The organism is Flavobacterium sp. MAHUQ-57, from assembly GCF_051908335.1.
Classification (GTDB): domain Bacteria; phylum Bacteroidota; class Bacteroidia; order Flavobacteriales; family Flavobacteriaceae; genus Flavobacterium.
The window spans coordinates 1,161,932-1,182,254 of record NZ_JBPZTE010000007.1 but is presented as its reverse complement, the minus strand read 5'-3'; the positions used below and the strand labels follow the sequence as shown (position 1 = coordinate 1,182,254).

At 32.2% G+C, this 20,323-nt stretch carries 15 protein-coding genes and 1 tRNA gene; 5 read left to right on the top strand and 11 right to left on the bottom strand.

Annotated features, from left to right (window positions below):
* Window positions 1-74 precede the first annotated feature (74 nt).
* The 3 genes from mnmG to ACS8MM_RS13405 all read right to left on the bottom strand — a co-directional run bounded on the left by mnmG (window position 75) and on the right by ACS8MM_RS13405 (window position 5,836).
* Complete coding sequence (gene mnmG / locus ACS8MM_RS13415) at window positions 75-1,946, bottom strand: tRNA uridine-5-carboxymethylaminomethyl(34) synthesis enzyme MnmG (RefSeq protein WP_379717770.1); 1,872 nt, start codon at window positions 1,944-1,946, stop codon at window positions 75-77.
* A 139-nt stretch (window positions 1,947-2,085) separates the two neighbouring features.
* On the bottom strand, window positions 2,086-2,505 hold the full coding sequence (gene ybeY, locus ACS8MM_RS13410) for an rRNA maturation RNase YbeY (protein ID WP_379717768.1): 420 nt from the start codon (window positions 2,503-2,505) through the stop codon (window positions 2,086-2,088).
* Window positions 2,492-5,836, bottom strand: coding sequence for a hypothetical protein (locus ACS8MM_RS13405; RefSeq protein WP_379717766.1), 3,345 nt, complete (start codon window positions 5,834-5,836; stop codon window positions 2,492-2,494). Before ACS8MM_RS13405 ends, ybeY begins: the two co-directional genes overlap by 14 nt.
* Window positions 5,837-5,926: 90 nt before the next feature.
* On the opposite strand from ACS8MM_RS13405, the gene ACS8MM_RS13400 reads away from it, so the two are divergent.
* Together ACS8MM_RS13400 and gltX are read left to right on the top strand one after the other, a co-directional pair.
* A complete protein-coding gene (locus ACS8MM_RS13400; RefSeq protein WP_379717765.1) occupies window positions 5,927-6,949 on the top strand; it encodes an alkane 1-monooxygenase in 1,023 nt (340 codons plus the stop codon).
* Window positions 6,950-7,046: 97 nt separating this feature from the next.
* Entirely contained in the window at window positions 7,047-8,549 is a 1,503-nt protein-coding gene (gene gltX, locus ACS8MM_RS13395; protein ID WP_379717763.1) for a glutamate--tRNA ligase, read from the top strand.
* A gap of 31 nt (window positions 8,550-8,580) precedes the next feature.
* Here the strand turns inward: gltX and ACS8MM_RS13390 are convergent, their stop codons facing one another.
* Complete coding sequence (locus tag ACS8MM_RS13390) at window positions 8,581-9,162, bottom strand: hypothetical protein (RefSeq protein WP_379717761.1); 582 nt, start codon at window positions 9,160-9,162, stop codon at window positions 8,581-8,583.
* Window positions 9,163-9,314: 152 nt separating this feature from the next.
* Window positions 9,315-9,971: a PorT family protein gene (locus ACS8MM_RS13385; protein WP_379717759.1), complete on the bottom strand. Its 657-nt coding sequence runs from the start codon at window positions 9,969-9,971 to the stop codon at window positions 9,315-9,317.
* 106 nt (window positions 9,972-10,077) lie between these two features.
* On the opposite strand from ACS8MM_RS13385, the gene ACS8MM_RS13380 reads away from it, so the two are divergent.
* Window positions 10,078-11,064, top strand: coding sequence for an SPFH domain-containing protein (locus tag ACS8MM_RS13380; protein ID WP_379717757.1), 987 nt, complete (start codon window positions 10,078-10,080; stop codon window positions 11,062-11,064).
* A gap of 949 nt (window positions 11,065-12,013) precedes the next feature.
* Here the strand turns inward: ACS8MM_RS13380 and ACS8MM_RS13375 are convergent.
* Window positions 12,014-13,699 (bottom strand): glutamine--tRNA ligase/YqeY domain fusion protein, encoded by a 1,686-nt coding sequence (locus tag ACS8MM_RS13375; RefSeq protein WP_379717755.1) that lies wholly within the window; start codon window positions 13,697-13,699, stop codon window positions 12,014-12,016.
* Window positions 13,700-13,809: 110 nt separating this feature from the next.
* Between ACS8MM_RS13375 and folB the strand changes: the two genes are divergently transcribed.
* Together folB and ACS8MM_RS13365 are read left to right on the top strand one after the other, a co-directional pair.
* Window positions 13,810-14,166 carry a dihydroneopterin aldolase gene (gene folB, locus ACS8MM_RS13370; protein ID WP_379717753.1) on the top strand — a complete coding sequence of 119 codons (357 nt, stop codon included), beginning with the start codon at window positions 13,810-13,812 and terminating at the stop codon, window positions 14,164-14,166.
* Between the two features lie 78 nt (window positions 14,167-14,244).
* Window positions 14,245-14,315: transfer RNA gene (locus ACS8MM_RS13365), tRNA-Cys, on the top strand.
* A gap of 131 nt (window positions 14,316-14,446) precedes the next feature.
* Here the strand turns inward: ACS8MM_RS13365 and ACS8MM_RS13360 are convergent.
* The 5 genes from ACS8MM_RS13360 to rnr form a co-directional block, all read right to left on the bottom strand.
* Window positions 14,447-15,112 (bottom strand): hypothetical protein, encoded by a 666-nt coding sequence (locus ACS8MM_RS13360; RefSeq protein ID WP_379717751.1) that lies wholly within the window; start codon window positions 15,110-15,112, stop codon window positions 14,447-14,449.
* A 52-nt stretch (window positions 15,113-15,164) separates the two neighbouring features.
* Entirely contained in the window at window positions 15,165-15,851 is a 687-nt protein-coding gene (locus ACS8MM_RS13355) for a LysE family translocator (protein ID WP_379717749.1), read from the bottom strand.
* A gap of 67 nt (window positions 15,852-15,918) precedes the next feature.
* The gene (locus ACS8MM_RS13350) at window positions 15,919-16,590 is read right to left on the bottom strand and encodes a head GIN domain-containing protein (RefSeq protein ID WP_379717747.1); all 672 of its coding nucleotides are present in this window, start codon (window positions 16,588-16,590) and stop codon (window positions 15,919-15,921) included.
* Window positions 16,591-16,811: 221 nt separating this feature from the next.
* Window positions 16,812-17,495 carry a head GIN domain-containing protein gene (locus tag ACS8MM_RS13345; RefSeq protein ID WP_379717745.1) on the bottom strand — a complete coding sequence of 228 codons (684 nt, stop codon included), beginning with the start codon at window positions 17,493-17,495 and terminating at the stop codon, window positions 16,812-16,814.
* A 29-nt stretch (window positions 17,496-17,524) separates the two neighbouring features.
* Window positions 17,525-19,705 (bottom strand): ribonuclease R, encoded by a 2,181-nt coding sequence (rnr, locus tag ACS8MM_RS13340; RefSeq protein ID WP_379717743.1) that lies wholly within the window; start codon window positions 19,703-19,705, stop codon window positions 17,525-17,527.
* Between the last annotated feature and the right edge of the window lie 618 nt (window positions 19,706-20,323).

The following is a 20,323-nucleotide window of genomic DNA, read 5'->3' as shown; positions in this document are numbered from 1 at the left end:
CCACGTGAAACATTTTAATAAAATAAAATACGAAGTAAAAAGAAAATCTTTATACTTCGTAATTAATTTGTAATTTATCTACCCATGAAAACCAATAATACAGAAATATCATTTGGAGATACTCCACTAATTCGTGATGCCTGAGATATAGTCACTGGACGGATTTTTTTTAATTTTTCACGCGCTTCATACGAAAGCGATTTCAAAGCATCATAATCAAAATTATCCGGGATGCGAATATTCTCCAAACGATGCAACTTTTCAGCATTAGTTCGTTCCTTTTCAATATAACCAGAATATTTAACTTGTATTTCTGCTTGTTCTAAAATTTCAGTGTCCAATTGATTTTCATTAGCATATTCTCTCACTTTTTCAAACTTCATCATATCATCCATATCAATTTGCGGGCGTGAAAATAATTTAAACATTTTATCGCCCTGTGAGATTGGCGAACTTTCTTTGGCTTCCAAAACCGGATTCGCTTCACCGATAGAAACCGAAGTTTCTTTAAAGAAGGAAACCATTTTTTCAGCTTCATTAAATTTATACTCCATGCGACGCATTCTTTCATCTGAAGCCAAACCAATTGCATTCGACATTGGCGTTAAACGATAATCGGCATTATCCTGACGCAACAAAGTTCTATATTCGGCACGAGAAGTAAACATGCGATACGGTTCTTCTGTACCTTTTGTAATTAAATCGTCAATTAACACTCCAATATATGCTTCATCACGTTTTAAAGTAAATTCATCACGTTCTTGTGATTTTAAAGCTGCATTAATACCAGCCATCAAACCTTGTGAAGCAGCTTCTTCATAACCCGTCGTTCCATTGATCTGTCCTGCGAAATACAAACCTTCCACCAATTTAGTTTCTAATGTATGCTTTAATTGGGTAGGAGGGAAGTAGTCGTACTCGATGGCATAACCCGCACGGAAAAATTTTACGTTTTCAAAACCTTCAACCGAACGTAATGCTTTGAATTGAACATCCTCAGGAAGTGAAGTAGAAAAACCATTTACATACACTTCAACCGTATTCCAACCCTCAGGCTCAACAAACAATTGATGTCTGTCTTTATCTGCAAATCGATTGATCTTATCTTCGATAGATGGACAGTATCTTGGTCCTAGTGATTTGATTCTTCCGTTAAACATAGGAGAACGTTCAAAGCCTTCGCGCAACAAATCGTGCACTAAAGGCGAAGTATAAGTCATATGACAATCACGTTGAACCGTCAAAGGTTTTGTTATATCTGAATAGGAAAATTTTGCAGGAGTAACATCACCTGGTTCAACACGCATTTTAGAATAATCCAACGATCGTCCATCCACACGGGGAGGAGTTCCAGTTTTCATTCTACCGGCTTGAAAACCTAATTGAATCAAATCTTCTGTAATACCATACGAAGCACTTTCTCCCGCACGGCCACCTCCGAATTGCTTGTCTCCAATATGAATCAAACCATTCAAAAAAGTACCATTAGTCAAAACAACCGTTTTAGCATAAATAGACAAACCCAAGGCAGTTTTGATCCCAATTACCTTACCGTTTTCTGCAATAATTCCAGAAGCCATTTCTTGGTAGAAATCCAAATTAGGAGTTTGTTCTAACATCAAACGCCACTCTTCAGAGAAACGCATACGATCACTTTGAACACGTGGAGACCACATGGCAGGACCTTTCGATTTATTCAACATCTTGAATTGAATCGCTGTTTTATCTGAAACGATTCCTGAGTAACCACCCAACGCATCAATTTCACGAACAATTTGTCCTTTTGCAATTCCACCCATTGCGGGATTACAAGACATTTGCGCAATATTCTGCAAACTCATCGTAACCAACAATGTTTTACTTCCTAAATTGGCGGCAGCGGCAGCAGCTTCACAACCTGCATGTCCAGCACCAACAACTATTACATCATACTTATCTAAAAACATTTTCTTATCTCTTTATTGTTTCACGTGAAACAAAATATTCAATTAAATTAAAAAGTTTAAAATTGTTTCACGTGAAACAATTTTAAAAACCCACCATCAATTTGTTTCACGTGAAACAAATTGATGGTGTAATAGAATCTTAATGTTTCACGTGAAACATTTGTAATTTTTCATCTTCCTTTAAACGCATTAAATTCGCTTCTTCTTCCGATTTGTCTTTATATCCGCAGTAATGTAAAACACCGTGGATAACAACACGCTTTAATTCTTCTTCAAAAGCAATAGCTAAATCATTAGCATTATCCAGAACACGCTCAATAGATATAAATATATCTCCACTTATTACATTGTCTTCAGAATAGTCGAAACTAATAATATCCGTTAAATCATCATGGTTTAAGTACTGTTGATTGATTTCTAAAAGATATTCATCATCACAAAAGATATACGTGAGTTCACCTAGAATCTTCCCTTCAGAAACAACAACATTTTCAATCCATTCTGTAAAAACAATTTCATCTTCTAAAGTAAAATCTATTTCGTAATTATAATCTATCATTCTCTTTAAAGTATTCTTGTACGCGTTTATTAAATTGAGAGCGCAAAGGTAATGTTTGTCTATTTAAAATTTCTATACTCTTTAAATATTCTTGTAATTTTAAAGGTAGGGCAGGAGCAATGTTTTGAAAATCTTTTTTATTGGTTGTAGCCTCTCTTTTATTGTCTTGCTTCTGTTCTTGAACGGCTTGTTCTAATTTGAGCAATTCGTATTTTAAATTCAATGCTTTTTGGATCACATCTTGTGTAAAACCTTTGTTAATTAATTGGCGTTCGATCTGTTTCATTTTATCCAAAGTTCCCTGACCTGCACCTGTTAAACCATGTTTTTTTAATTCGTTTTCCAAAGCTTCTCGCAGTTGACGTTGTTCTTTAAGTATATCTAAAACTGCTTTTGCGTCACCCTCACCATCGCTTCCTTCGCCTTCATTACCTTTTCCATTATTGCCTTTGCTTCCAGATTGACCACCTGATTTGCCTCCCGGCTTTTCACCTGGTTTATCACTTGGCTTTGCTCCAGGTTGTTCTCCTCCCTCTTTTTGTCCTTCTTGCATTTTTTTTCCTAAACCCTCTTGCTTCTTAATAATATCTGGTAATTGCATACCACTACCTTGTCCTTTTCCTGGTTTAGGCGCTCCTTGTCCAGACCCAGACATCGCCATCTGCATGTTGTTCAAAGCGTCTGCAAGAAGGTTGGCTAATGTATTGGCACTAGTTAAACTATACTGTTGACTTGCCGTGCCACGGCCCAATTGATTTTCGGTAAAATAATCAATACTCTTGTCGATGTTATAATATACATTTCCAATTTCATTAGTAATTTTTTCTCCAATTTTCGGGTTACGAAGTGACATGGCAAATAAACTATCATCAACATGTTTGAATTGAAATTTTAAATCTTGTTGTTCTTTCAAATACTTTGTAAAGGTTGAATTACCTCTAGATGCTTTAAAATTATTCATCAATTTTTCTTGTGAAAAAGAGAATTCTAAAAGATTATCCAAAATTTGACGGAGCATTTTTACATCTTCTTCCATTTGTTCTTGCTCACCACTTTGCATTTCCTGCTGCATACTTTGGCTCATTTGTTGCATTTTTTTGGCAGCACTCTTTTGTTTAGGCGACGCCTTAGATGGTGAATTTTTCTTTAATTCATCGGAAGCATTTTTTAAATCATTATCAATACTTTGTTCCTTTTCTTTATCATTAGGTATATCCAAAGGGGATTTTAATTCTTTATTCTCCTTCTGTAATTCCTCTAAATCTTTTTGAATTTTATCAAACTCCTGGTTGATTTGATTTTGCTTTTGTTCTAAATTCCCTTCTTTTTCTTCAGAAAGCTTTTCTTGTTTTTCAGCTAACTGATTTAATTTATCGGCAATTTGTTCCGCCTTCTTTTCTACATAATAACGCTTCGTTAGTTCAACCAATTGTTCTAAACTTTTAGTTTGGTTCTTGCTTTTTTGCTGGAACTTTTCTATCTTATCCAACAAATCTTCTTGTTCTAACTTATTGTTTAAATCTTTTAACTCATCCAAAAGTTTCTGATTCTTTTCAGCATCTTTATCCACTTTTTCCAAACGTTCTTTTAATAATTCCTTTTCAGGATCTACTTCATTAGGGTTAAACTTTTCCAAATTCTCTTTCATTTTTTCTGAGAATTCTTTCATCATTTCTTCCTGCTGTTTTTGACGCTTAATAAAATCATTTATCTTTTGTTGATCCTTATAATCCAATTCTTTTTTCTCTTTATTGGTATTTTGGATCTTATCCAATTCATTCAATTGTTTGTCTTGTGCCTTGAGTGCCTTCTCCAAACCTTGAATACTTTGGTTTTGATTTTCTAAATACTGATCTTGCTTTTCACTTTCTGTATCTTCACGGTGTGAGAAAACTACCGATTTTGAACTCTTAAAATTATGAATAGCATCATTATCGAAAACCTCAAAATAGTATTCATAATTAACCCCAGATTCAATTGGTAAATTACTAGGGAAAGCAAAAACAAATTGATCATAAATATCTTTTTTGATACCAATCGTACCACGTTTGGCAGCCAGTGGATTGTTCTTAGGATAATAAATAATTGAAAGTTTAGATAAACCATAATCATCAGATATCTGACCTAAAACAAAATTAGTTTTACTCTTCAAACTGTCTGGTGCCATCTCAACTTTAATTGTTGGATACTGATCTTTGACAACATTAATAGCATAGCTTAGCTTTTCATAGTTTTTTACCAACTTATTCGAAGTAACTATTTGATATTCTGAATTTTGATATAAATTTCTTGCTAAAACAAACGAATTTTCAACATTTCGAAAAGAAAAGTGTTGTTTACCTTCCAACATAGACACAAAATCAGTTGCAATTGTATTCATTTTCCAAGTAATAAAAGTTCCTTCAGGAACAATAGCATTACCCGTACCTTTAATAATTTCTGATTTCTTATTGAGATACTTTGGATAATTCAGCACCATCTCGAAATTAGCAATCGATGGTACAGTCGTTACTTTTAAAGTAAAATCCTCAGAAACTACATCATTGGCTTCGATATGAAAAGAAACATTATTGCTTGGTTTTTCGAAAACGTATTGGAAAACACCTGGCTGGATACTTTCCATAAAATAACTCTCATCATTAATAAAAATCATTGCTTTATCGGGAACAACATTGCCAACAGTTGTGATACGTAATGTGAAATCTTTATTCTGTTCGGTAATCAAATTTCCAGAAACAAGAAAGTTAAATGGGGCAGGTGGGGTGTAATGATTTTGATAATGCAAGACACGCCCCATACCATCAGTAATTAATTCTTGTCGTCCTGAAATCATTAAAAAGAATATAATCAACAAAGGAATCAGGGCCAATGGCAAAAACTTTTTGTTTTTTTTAAAGTCAATGGCATTTGAAAACGGAATGGGTTGTAATGAATTCGCTTTTTGTTCGATGGAAGCTAAAAGTAATTCCGATTGATTGACATCATTACTAAGCTGTAAAAAATTGGTCAACTTATCATTAACAGTCGAAAAGTGATTACCGATAATAGCCGAAGCTTCATTATAATCGATACCTTTTTGCAACTTAAATAATTTAAGAACCGGAAAAACGATAAACCTTCCTAGTAAAAAAAGTTCAACCAAAATAAACAACCAAAAAAGAATGGTTCTTCCAGAAGGTTGTAACCAGAGGAAATATTCCACAAAACTCGTAAAAAGAAAATACAACAAACCCAACCCGACGAAAAACAAAGTTCCACGTAAAAGCTCATTGGTGTAGAATTTCTTTATGAACTCTTCTAATTTAGTAAATATGATTGCTTTAGAATCCAAGGTAAATTATTTAAATATAACCTATAAAGTTACGATTTTTGCTGAATATCAAAACAATTAGTAATTTTAGTAGAAACTAAAACTAAAATTATGAAGTACTTATTGGCATATACGATACCACTTGCAGCATTTTTAGGAATTTACTATCAAGGTATTTGGGCCTATTCAGCTTGGGCATACGCATTTCTATTGCTGCCAATTTTAGAAATACTGATGCCATTAAATGAAAAAAATTATTCAGAATCAGAAATACAAAGCAAACTTTCCAATCGATTTTATGATATTCTATTGTATTTGAATGTACCGATTGTTTATGGAATGTTATGGTTTACTTTAAATAAAGTCACTACGACTGAATTAACAGTAATAGAATTTATAGGAACAATTTTAAGTTTAGGAATTGTTTTAGGTTCAAACGGTATTAATGTAGGACATGAATTAGGACACAGAGAGCAACGCTATGAAAGAATTTTAGGTAAACTATTACTCATTCCTTCACATTATACTCACTTTTTTATTGAACATAATCATGGACATCATTTACATGTGTCAACACCGGAAGATCCTTCTACAGCAAAATTGAATCAAAATTTGTATGCTTTTTGGATCCAAACAGTTACAGGAACATATACCAAAGCATGGAAGATTCAGAAAAAATTAAATGAAGTAAACCAAATCAACTTTTTAAATATAAAAAATGATATGTTTTGGTTTACCCTAATTCAAATAGGCTATCTAGTAACGATAATTTCAATTTTTGGAACCAAAGGATTTCTAGTCGCATTATTTTCAGGCATTGTTGGCTTGCTATTATTAGAAACAATCAATTACATTGAACACTATGGTTTAATGCGCAAACAGACACCATCTGGAAGATATGAAAGAGTTACAGAAAAACATTCATGGAATTCAAATCATATTTTAGGTCGAATCATATTATATGAACTAACAAGACATTCGGACCATCATTACAAATCACAAAAAAAATATCAAATCTTAGAGTATCACGATGTTTCTCCACAAATGCCCTATGGCTATCCTACGAGTATGGTTTTGTCATTTTTTCCACCGATTTGGTTCAACATTATGAACAAAAGAATTCCAAAAGAATAAATTACAAAACTAGAGAAGAACATCACAGAAAGTTAAAGTCTAAAATAAGTCTATTGTAGGTAACTCTTTTTATCTTTGTAATCTAATTTTTAGTAACATGTCGAAGCCAGTTAGAGTGCGTTTTGCACCAAGTCCAACAGGACCTTTACATATAGGCGGTGTACGAACAGCCTTATTCAATTATTTATTTGCCAAAAAACACAATGGTGTTTTCTATTTACGTGTGGAAGATACAGATCAAACTCGTTTTGTTCCAGGTGCAGAAGCCTATATTATGGAAGCATTAGAATGGTTAGGAATTGCTCCTGATGAAACTGTGGGTAAAAATGAGAAGTTTGGTCCATACCGTCAAAGTGAAAGAAAAGAGTTATACAAGCAATATGCAGACCAGCTGATAGAAAATGGTTGGGCTTATTTCGCTTTTGATACCGCAGAAAAATTAGATGACTTGCGTAAAGCAGCAGAAGCAGAAGGTAAAACATTTATATATAATCATTCTGTTCGTGAAACTTTGGATAATTCATTAACTGTTTCACGTGAAGAAGTAGAAAAAAGAATAGCAAACGGTGATGCTTATGTTGTACGTTTCAAAACTCCGGTCAATGAAACTTTGCATTTACAAGATATCATTCGTGGGGATATAAAATTTGAAACCAATTTATTAGACGATAAAGTATTGTTTAAGAGTGATGGTATGCCAACCTACCATTTAGCAAATATTGTAGACGATCATCTGATGGAAACATCTCACGTTATCCGTGGAGAAGAATGGTTACCTTCGATGCCATTACATGTCTTATTGTACAAAGCTTTTGAATGGGAAGCTCCTGAATTTGCCCATTTACCATTGATACTGAAACCTATTGGAAATGGAAAATTATCCAAACGAGATGGAGACAAAATGGGATTCCCAGTATTTCCATTAGAATGGAAAACCGAGGAAGGCACTTCTATGGGCTATCGTGAAAATGGTTTCTTTCCTGAAGCAGTAGTTAACTTTTTAGCATTACTAGGTTGGAATGACGGAACAGAACAAGAAATTTTTTCTCTAAACGAATTGATTCAAAAGTTTGATCTAAACCGTGTTAATAAGTCGGGTGCGAAGTTTGATCCTGAAAAGAACAAATGGTTCAATCATCAGTATCTGCAAAAAGAAAGTGATGCCAATTTAGCTAAATCATTTGAAGCTATTCTTACTGAAAAAGGGATTTCAACTTCATCAGATATTACAAGAATTGTTTCTTTGAACAAAGAAAGAGCCAACTTTGTAACTGATTTATGGGATTTAACCGATTATTTCTTCGTAGCACCAACGTCTTATGACGAAAAGGCGGCTAAAAACTGGAAAGAAGAAACTCCTGCGTTGATGAAGCAATTAATCACAGTATTAGAAGCCATAACAGACTTTACTAGTGTAACTATTGAAAACGAAGTAAAAGAGTGGTTAACATCAAACGAAATTGGAATGGGTAAAGTAATGCAACCTTTCCGTTTAAGCTTGGTAGGGAAGATGATGGGACCCCATTTATTTGATATTGTAGAAATTCTTGGTAAACAAGAATCTATTGCACGAATAGAAAAAGCGATTGCAACATTATAAAAAGAAACCCCCGGATAACCGGGGTTTTTTATTATTTGGAGGTACAGTTGTAATAAATAGGCGTTTTAAAAAACAAAACAATTCTACTATGACTCATATCTGTCGAATACTGATCGTACAATTCCAATCGTTGAATCATATCTGTACAATCGGCAAAATAATAACGGATTTTTAAGAAAATTTCTGAACGTTGTGTTATACTCTTTTTACTTGTACCATTATCAAAAGAATGATAATCTAGAATCTTATTATTATTGTCAATTACATAAAAAACATACTTAATTAAACTGGAATCTTCGTCCTGAGTCGTTCTAAAAATTAGTTTCTTCGTCGCAGTTTCTGATAAAACAAAATAACCTTCGGAAACTGATGAACCTTCTAAGATAAAGGATTGAAATTTATTAACACCAACTGTTACCCAATCAAAATCCTTAAAATGTAGGGTTACCTCTTTATTGCTATTGGTTTGATAACTGATTTTTCTTTCGTTATAATCCACTTTAAATGTGTTGGTTTTAATAGTTTCCTTAATACCGGATTTTAAAAGAATTTCATCTTCGTCTAAAGCAGATAAAGACAATAAGTAACAAAAAATAAGTAATAGTTGTTTCATAGTTTTTAGCAATTGATTCTGATTCAAAACTACTTCTTACGTGTTAAATCAGCTTTACTATAAAACTATGAATGGTTTAAAAAACCAGTATAGTAAGGTTGTATTTGTAAACTAAATAAAAAGAAAAACTCCCAAAATTGGGAGTTTGTTTACTATAAGTTAATTAGAATCTGACCGGATAACATTCCTATGTGACCTTTAAAATCATCATTATTATTTTTAATTCTAAGATCGTCAAATTTATTTAAGTTGTTGAATATATTGTTTAAACCGTACTGATAAAAGATAAAAGCACGAATATGTTTACCACCTGCAGAGGCACCAATGTAGAAATTTCCATTAACTTTTGTAATATCTACAATGTCTTCGGCCAACAAGGCAGTTCCTTTAATCACATTATTTTTTTCGCCTTGATTGATTTTAAGTTTGCCATTTACCTGTAATACAGGACCAAAGTCAATTGAAACATGATTCTCAACTAAGTTAGCACTTAATAACAATCGGATTTGAGCTCCGGATAATTTGTAACAAACATTTTCGTTTTGCAATAAACCATTCAATGTTTCCACAGAAAAATTACTTTCAGTGAACTCCATTCCAAAAACCATACTCCAGTCATTGTAAAAGTTACCTCTAACAGAAAGACCACCAATCCATCCAATTTCCGGTTTGGTATTAAAATTAGATGTATAAAGCGAAGTATGAGTTACACCACCTGAAAAACCGATATGATTTCCATCATTCTTACGGTATTGTGAAAACGAAAGGGTAGTGCTCAAAACGAAGACAATCAATAGGATGCGTTTCATATATTTAAAAATTTCGGCGAAAGTAAACATTATAATTGTAAAACGGTTTGTAACATTTAAAATTATTTAGCGTATAACTTATATAACAAACTAATCTTTATAAATCATGAACCCATTTACAATTGCTATTCTCCTTTTCGGATTTATCCTTCTGATGTCTAGTTTTTTTACTGTTAAACAACAAACGGCAGCTGTTATTGAACGTTTTGGTAAATTTCAAAGTATCAGAAATTCCGGTTTACAACTTAAAATTCCTATTATTGATCGCATAGCAGGAAAAGTAAATCTTAGAATTCAACAATTAGATGTAATCATCGAAACACAAACGAAAGACAATGTGTTCATTAAAATGAAAGTTTCAGTACAATTTAAAGTAATACAAGAAAATGTATATGATGCTTTTTACAAATTAGAATATCCTCACGATCAGATTACTGCGTATGTATTTGATGTGGTTCGTGCTGAAGTACCGAAATTAATTTTAGATGATGTTTTTGTACGTAAAGATGATATTGCTATTGCTGTAAAACGAGAGTTGAACGAAGCAATGACTACTTATGGTTATGATATTATCAACACTTTAGTAACTGATATTGATCCGGATATCCAGGTAAAAAATGCCATGAACCGAATCAATGCTGCTGAAAGAGAAAAAACTGCTGCCATGTTTGAGTCTGAAGCACAACGTATTCGAATTGTAGCCAAAGCCAAAGCAGAAGCAGAAAGTAAAAAATTACAAGGACAAGGTATTGCTGATCAACGTCGAGAAATTGCTAAAGGATTAGTTGAAAGTGTTGAAGTGCTAAATAATGTGGGAATCAATTCGCAAGAAGCTTCGGCACTTATTGTAATTACTCAGCATTATGACACATTACAAGCAATTGGTGCTGATACCAATTCAAATTTAATTTTATTACCAAATTCTCCACAAGCAGCAACCGATATGTTAAATACAATGGTTGCAAGTTTTGCAGCATCAAATCAAATTGGAGAGTCGATGAAAAATCAAAAGAAAATTAGTAAAAAATCAAACGATACTACTTCGACAGATTTTAATCCATCTGATACTTCAAATCCAACTGACCTTTCGTAAGATTTTAAAAATACAATTTAAAAGAGTTCATTTCATGAGCTCTTTTTTTTTGTGATTAAAATGGTAACTAAAAAAAGTAAAATTTAAGCTTTCTGAATGTAAAATTAAAATAAAGTGATTTAAGCAATTTTTAGAGTTATAAACAATAAAATACCTTACCACATTTTTTTATACGCTTACAATAAAAATATGAAAGTCAACTATAATAAATAAAATCTATTCAATTTTATAAAAACATAGATTATTTCTAAATAAACTATTTTAAAGTAACTAAAAAAGTAGAAAATTCAAATAAGCTTATTAAAGCGATTTTTAGGTGTTTAAAAGTAAAATCACCTTGCTTAAAAAATAAAATCCCTTAGAATTAAAATATGAAAGTCAATGTTAATAGATATAAACTATTATTTTAAAAATAAAATAAATTTAACATATAATAATAAAATTCATTCTATATTTTTTTTTCTATTAATAAAAACTATATTATCAATTAGCTCTAAAATTTTTAAGCAAAATAAATTTGATTGGATATTCATTAGTATCATTTTGTGGCTGATGAAAATTTAGAAATACTAATTTCTCTACATAAACTTTTTCCAATTGTACTTGTATGGAATTTCTCTTCGAAAATATACAAGTTTCAATGTTTCAAACCTGAATAAGTAAAAGCGCTTACTAATTTTAGTAGTTAACTAGTTGATTAATGATCCATAGTGTTGATAAACCAATTTTAAACCTTAGTTGTTAACATCTTTAACGTTAACTTGGTTATCCTTTTACTTCAAGTAACAGAACAAAACTAGCAGTAACATAGAACAATTAATAGTGAGAAAAGCCTATATTTTAAGAGGAAATACAATCAATTTATAAGAACTTTTTTTTATCAAAAAAAACAAAAAACCCTCTCAGTACTTTTACTAAAAGGGTTTTTAATCTATTGAAAATAAAATAGTTATTCTTTATTTTCCACTTTTGCCCAAGTATCTCTTAAACCAACCGTTTTATTAAATACCAGTTTTTGAGCAGAGGAATCACGATCTACACAGAAATAACCTAAACGTTGAAATTGAAATTGATCCAACTCTTTAGCTGATTGCAAACTTGGTTCAACAAATCCTGTAATTACTTTTAAAGAGTCAGGATTAATAAATTCTTTAAAGTCAACTTCTTTATTTCCATCAGGACTTTCATGCGAAAATAAACGGTCATAAATGCGTACTTCAGCTGGTAGAGCATGTTGTGTAGAAACCCAATGAATCGTTCCTTTAACCTTACGTTTACTAGCTTCTGTACCACTTCCAGAACGAGAATCTGAGTCATATGTAGCATGAATTTCAATGATATTTCCATCGGCATCTTTAACTACAGATTCACCTTTTATGATATATGCATTCTTTAAACGAACCTCTGTACCAAGTGTTAAACGGAAGAATTTTTTATCAGCTTCTTCTTTAAAATCTTCTCTTTCAATATAAATCTCTTTAGAAAAAGGTACTTTTCTATAGGTTAATACCTCTTCTTCAGGGTTATTTTCAGCTTCTAACCATTCATCCTGACCTTCTGGATAATTAGTAATTACCAATTTTATCGGATCTAAAACAGCCATTACACGTGGTGCAGTCTTATTCAAATCTTCACGTACACAGAATTCTAAAAGCGAAACATCAATCAAATTGGTTCGTTTGGCAATACCAATTGTATAGGCAAAATTACGAATCGAAGCCGGTGTATATCCTCTTCTTCGCATACCTGAAATAGTACTCATTCGAGGATCATCCCAACCAGTAACATGCTTTTCTTCAACTAATTGCAATAATTTTCGTTTAGAAACGACTGTATGCGATAAATTTCTTCTGGCAAATTCACGTTGTTTTGGACGTACCTTATTTTCATCATAAATATTATCTAAAAACCAATCGTATAACTCTCTATGCGGTAGGAATTCTAAAGTACAAAATGAGTGCGAAATTTGCTCTAAATAATCACTTTCACCGTGTGCCCAGTCGTACATTGGATAAATACACCAATCATCACCAGTTCTGTGGTGATGTTTGTGTAAAATACGATACATAATAGGATCACGCATTAACATATTAGAAGAAGCCATATCGATTTTAGCACGTAAAATATGCGTACCTTCTTCGAATTCTCCATTTTTCATACGTTCAAAAAGATCTAGATTCTCTTCAATCGAACGATCTCTGTAAGGACTATTTGTTCCAGCTTGTGTTGGAGTTCCTTTTTGTTTTGCCATTTCTTCAGAAGATTGGCTGTCTACATAGGCTTTTCCTTTTTTGATTAATTCTACTGACCAATCGTAAAGTTGTTGAAAATAATCCGATGCATAACATTCTTCCGCCCATTTGAAACCCAACCATTCTACATCACGTTTAATAGCATCAACATATTCCTGCTCTTCTTTAGCTGGATTGGTATCATCAAAACGTAAATTTACAGGTGCTTGATAATCAATACCTAAACCAAAATTTAAACAAATTGCACTGGCATGACCCACATGCAAATAGCCATTAGGTTCTGGTGGAAAACGAAAACGTAATTTAGCGGGAGACAAACCATTTTTTAAATCTTCTTCAATGATTTGTTCTATAAAGTTCAATGATTTTTCTTTTGTAGACATTGTATATTTTTATCTTTTGAACAAAGATAAAAAAAGTTTAAGGTTTAAGGTTTAAAGTTGTTTAATAAACCTTGAACTTGTACCTTTAACGTTCAATTTTTTACAGATAAATGGGAATAATTAGATTACAAAACATACGTACGTTTTCATACCATGGGTGTTTAGTGGAAGAAAGTAAAATAGGTAGCGATTACCGAGTTGATTTAGAAATACATGCCGATTTAACAAAATCATCAGAAAGCGATAAGCTTTCAGATACTGTAGATTATGTCCATTTGAATAAAATTGTAGTGGAAGAGATGGCGATTCGTTCCGAATTATTGGAGCACGTAGCGCAACGAATTATCAATAGAACACTTCAAGGGTTGCAAATGGTAACCCAAGTTACGGTAGAAGTTTCTAAAATTAACCCTCCAATTGGTGGTGACGTTCAACAAGTTACTATAGTGATCACAAAAAATAGGTAAAAGAAGAAAGAAAATAGACAAACTTTTAACTTTTGACTTTTAAAATTTAAACTTTTTACTATATTTGCAATCCACAATGGCGTCGTGGCCGAGCGGCTAGGCACCGGTCTGCAAAACCGTCTACCCCGGTTCGAATCCGGGCGATGCCTCAAAAAGAGTTACAGTAATGTAGCTCTTTTTTTTATGTTCTTTTTTTAGAAAAACTTAAGTTAAAGAGAACTAAACTAAATGGTATTATAATAAAAAAGAGCAACAAATGTTGCTCCTTATATAATTTATTTTAAACCTTCTTAATCTTGATCACCGGTGTTTTGGCAACCGATAAATTCAAGTCGGAGGTAAAGGTAATTTTATGAATGATAATCAAGTTTGCTTTGTCATTCTTAATAATTTCATCATACACATCTTGTGGAATTTTATTTCCAGTAATTTCGTAACTGGCCAAAGTATCGCCATTAGTATTCGTTAAATACAAACGAAAACCTGTTATTGAAATCGTGTAATCCAAAAAGAAATCAATCATTTTAATAGAAACTTCCGCATTTAAAAGTTCTTTGGTAGGTATTTCAACCACACAATCCGTATTAAGACAGCCTTTTTGATTTACTAACAATGCAGCTGTAGGTAATGGTTTTACTTTAAAAACATGTTCTTCAACAACCTTAGTACTGTCTAAACTTTCAATTTCTAAAGTAATTTTAGTCTCGTTTCCTGATCTAGGTTTGATACTATAAGTTCCGTCTTCATTCTTTGTTATTTCCTGACCTTTTATTTTAAATGATTTTGCGTTGTTTACAGCAATCGAAATAGGATTGGGGATACCACGGTAAAGAATATTCATTTTATCCGCGGAAATAACCGAAATTTTAGGTTTGATAGCAACTACAGAATCTTGTTGCGCATAAAAGGTAGAAGTAAACAGAAGTAGGAATAGTAGTTTTTTCATAGGGTTTTAAATTAAAAAAGACACTCGTTTTGGAGTGCCTTAATATAGTAAATTATTTGTTTTCAATCTTCTCAATCGTATCTTTTACAAACTGCTTATCGGAAGGGAACCAACCTTGACTTAATAAAATAGCTCCGAATATGATTAAAAGAATGCTACTTACTTTTTTGATTTTGATAATGTTGGGAGGTGTTAATTTGTTTCTCAACTGTTTTGCTAAAAGTATTTTACACACATCGGTAGCCAAATAAGAAAGTATTACCGTAGTAAAAAACCAAACAATATTCGAGGTTTCCATATGTAGTCTCGGTCCGAAAGTAATAATAATCAATAACCAGAAACCTAACACACCAATGTTAATAAAGTTCAATAAAAATCCTTTAATGAATAAGCTGAAATAATCCTTTTTTATCAATTCAACCACTTCCTGATCCTCTTCGATGTTTTTACTTGCTTTACGTAGCTTAAAATACGAAATAAGGCCATAAGTTAACATAATAATCCCACCGAAAATAAATAAAGCAGGGTCGTCTTTTAAACTTTGGATTAATCGGTAACTTCCTAAATAAGATACACCAATAAAGAAAATATCACCAAGGACAACACCAAGGTCAAAAACAAAAGCAGCTCTGAATCCTTTGGTAATACTGGTTTCTAACAATACAAAAAAAACGGGTCCGATCATAAAACTCAAAAAAATACCTAGCGGAATTCCGTTACTTAAAATGTATTGTATCATAGAAATAATTTAGATACCGCAAGTTACTCTATATTCTTTAAAAATCTAATTTTTGTTCGCATCTATTTTATTTCATAATGATGTCGCCTCCTAGAATCATTTGTTTGTTGACTTTTTTGGGTTTTCCGTGGATAAAAATACTACCACCGGCACGTACTTTAGCATCAACCAATTGTGAAGCATTTACATAAATTTCTCCTCCAGCATTCGCATTTACATTGGCTTGTTTCACCAAACAGTCTTTTGCAAAAACCTGTGAAGCATTATTAGCCACCACTTCTAGATTTTCGGTACTACCCAATAAATCCAATTTAGAACCCTGAGAAATTCGGGCAGTAACCTTGTCTGATTTTAAATTCAATTTAATTTTAGAACTCTCTTTACCAATGATTTCAAAGCTAGGTGCAGTAATTAAACCACTAGCTCCAAAACTTGAACCATCATTCGCTTCTACCGCTATTAATTTCGTAAAATACACTTTGGCAAGAATATCATTGCTTTCCGATTCATTTTCAGAAGGAAATTTAATTTTGAGTTCGTTATTTTCAATAGTTACTTCCACCTTTTCAGCGTTAAAACCTGAAACTTCTACTTTATTTTCAGAAGAAGGAATTAAAAAAACAGCAATTTGATTGTATGCGGTTACTTTGGAAAAATCACCCACTTTTTGAGTAATTTGACCAAATCCCACCATTGGAAATCCTATCACAAAAAGTATAAAAAATAGTATATTTTTCATTTTTACATGGTTTTAAAAATTAGTAAAAGAAAAAAAAGAAATAGGCTAAAACCTTTTATACCATTAAGTTAGGGTTTATCTAGTGAGAATGGATAAAAAATCGATGAAGTGTATAAATACTATGTAAGAGGACAAAAAAAAAGATTCCCAACTCATTTTCAAAAGAAATGAATTGGGAATCGTGCTATTCAAATAGTAAATTCTATGCTTAACTAAAAGACTTAATTAGTATCTTTTTTAATTACAATAGTACCACCTAAAATGGTTTTTTGATTCACTTGTTTCGGTTTTCCATAAACCGTAATATTTCCTCCGGCACGCGCTTTGGCTTCTACCACATCATACGCTGAAATTGCGATAGTTCCACCTGCGTTAACAGTAACAGTTGCTTGTTGTGTTTTACAATTTTCGGCTTCCAAAATACCACCAGCAGTGGCAACGGCATCTATATTTTGTGTAGTACCTGATAAATTAACAACAGCGCCACTAGAAGTTTTTACCGAAATTTTAGAAGCCTCTACAGTAATTCGAACAGCTCCACCTTCTTTAGCAATGATATCGAAAAGATTGGATTTGAATGATTTTTCGCTACGAATAAAACTTCCTTCATTTGCTTCTACAGCTTCCAATTGCTTACAATACAAAACTGCAACCACATCGTCACCTTTCAACATTTTCCCTAAAGGCATTCGTACTTTTAGTTCATCGTCTTTAGTAACTAATTCCACCTGATCCGAATTCGTACCTGATAATTCTATTTTATTTTCATTGGAAGGAATCACATGCACTTCTATTTTATCAAAAGAAGTGACTTTCGTGAAACTCCCTAATTCTCTTTTCGTTTGCGAATATCCCGATATTGATAATGCAGCAAAAAGGGATACCGCTAAAAATTTGATTCTCATGATGATCTATTTAATTGATGATTAAAAAATTACTCATTTCTACGGATGAAATGATAATCCAATTGTTTCTTAACCAAATCGGCATTTTTCACTTTAACAATCACTTCATCTCCTAATTGCAGTAAACTTTTGGTCATTTCTCCTACCAATGCATACTGTTTTTCATCAAACGTATAATAATCATCTTTTATTTCACGAATGCGAATCATTCCTTCACATTTGTTTTCAATAATCTCAACATAAATACCCCATTCGGTAACACCTGAAATCACACCTAAAAACTCCTGGTCTTTATGATCCTGCATGTATTTTACTTGCATGTATTTGATGGAATCGCGTTCAGCATTAGAAGCCAAACCTTCCATATTCGATGTATGGACACATTTTTCTTCATACACTTCTTCGTCTACGCTTTTTCCTCCATCCAAATAATACTGTAATAAACGGTGCACCATTACATCCGGGTAACGACGTATAGGCGAAGTAAAATGAGAATAATAATCGAAAGCCAATCCGTAATGACCAATATTGTCGGTAGAATATTTTGCTTTACTCATGGTTCGAATGGCTAAAGTATCAACCATATTTTGTTCTTTCTTCCCCACAACTCCTACTAATAACTCATTCAAGGATTTAGAAATAGATTGTTTGCTTTTGAAATTGATACTGTAACCGAATTTAGAAATGACACCTTGAAGGTTCATCAATTTATTCTCGTCCGGTTCATCATGAATACGGTAAACAAAAGTTTTTTGTTGTTTTCCTATATATTCCGCTACTTTACGATTCGCTAAAAGCATGAATTCTTCAATCAAATGATTGGCATCTTTTGCAATTTTAAAATACACACCAACGGGTTCGGCATCTTGATTCAAATTGAATTTAACTTCCACTTTATCAAAAGATATCGCACCATTATTCATACGATTTCTTCGGAAAATTTTAGCCAATTCATCCAATTTTAAAGTAGCATTGACAATAGCATCATCAACTACATATTCGTTTCCTGTAATTGAAATTTCGGAAGGAATCGTATTCGATCGAGTTTCTATAATGTGTTGCGCTTCTTCGTAAGCAAAACGTTGATCCGAATAAATCACTGTTCTTCCAAACCATTGATTTGTAACTTGTGCTTTTTCGTTGATTTCAAATACTGCAGAAAATGTATATTTCTCTTCATTTGGGCGAAGTGAACATGCAAAATTGGACAAAACTTCGGGTAACATTGGAACAACTCTATCTACCAAATACACCGATGTTGCTCTTTGAAAAGCTTCATCATCCAAAATAGTTCCTTCTTGCACATAATGCGAAACATCGGCAATATGAATTCCAATTTCATAATGACCGTTTTCTAACTTTTTGAAAGACAAAGCATCATCAAAATCTTTAGCATCTTTCGGGTCGATTGTAAACGTCAGCGTGTCGCGCATATCACGACGTTTTGCGATTTCACTTTCTTGAATTGAAGTGTCTAACTTTTGAGCATAGGCTTCTACTTCTACTGGAAATTCATAGGGTAATCCGTACTCAGCCAAAATCGCATGAATTTCCGTATTGTGTTCTCCAGGTCTTCCTAATACTTTGATTACTGAACCGAATGGTGAATCTGCTTTTTTTGGCCAATCTTCGATTTTAACTAAAACCACATCACCATTTAAGGCATTACCAATTTTATCTTTAGGAATAAAAATATCCGTATACATTTTTGCATTGGCCGTGGTAACAAAAGCAAAATTCTTTTGAATGTCAATTACACCCACAAATTCGACTTTTTTACGTTCCAATACTTCAATCACTTCAGCTTCAGGTCGTTTTCCTTTTCTCCGGTTATAGACATATACTTTTACCGTGTCGCCATCCAATGCATGATTCAAATTGTTCGTTGGAATAAATACATCTTCTTCAAATTCTTCGCTAATAAAATAAGCCGTTTTACGAGAAGTCATATCAATTACACCTTCGTAATAATCTTGACTTTGTGCTTTGATTACATATTTACCCGGTTCAATCTCAACAATCTTCTTTTTAGACGCTAGTATTTTTAAATCTTTGATTATTTCGTTTCTGCTTTTAGTGTCATCAACTTCAAGTTTAGCGGCAATCTGTTTGTAGTTAAAAGGCTTATTAGGGTCTTTCGAAAGAATTTTCAAAATCTTTCCAGAAAAATCTTTTACACCTTTACTAAACTTTTTAGGTTTCTTGTTCATTATCTCTTTTCTAAATTATTCCTGAAAATTACAAAATACTTTACAGTAATTTCTATTCTGATAAAACAATTAAGTAAAAGATAACTTTTAATTTTTTTTTATTTTTTAAAAACCAGAGTTTTCAACAATTACTAAAAACAACAAAAAAATCTTTTTTTAAAAATTTAATTTATGATGGTTATGATAGGGTGTTAATAATGGGAATAACTTTTATGTGTTTTCTTTTTTTTGGAAGTTATACGGAGTTATACAACGATATTAACATACTTATACAAGGTTAAAGTATTGTAAATGAATTGTAAGAATATGGTTATTAACAATTGTTAACTACTGAATTTTACTTTCTTTTTTTGAAAACTTCCTTTGTGAATAACTGTTGAAAAGTCTGTTTTTTTGTTGAATAATTTTACAACAAATCGACGAAACTTTTCTTGTATAATCCAAATCAATTTTGGATTACACATTTTATCAATACAACCAAAAAATAGTTCTTATTTTCTTTACGAAGTTGTTAACAAAAGTTGTTAAACGCTAACAAGCTGATTTTAAACAGCTGTATGATTTTTATTAACAACGGTTAATAATTCACAAGAAAAGATTACAAATTATTGATTTATA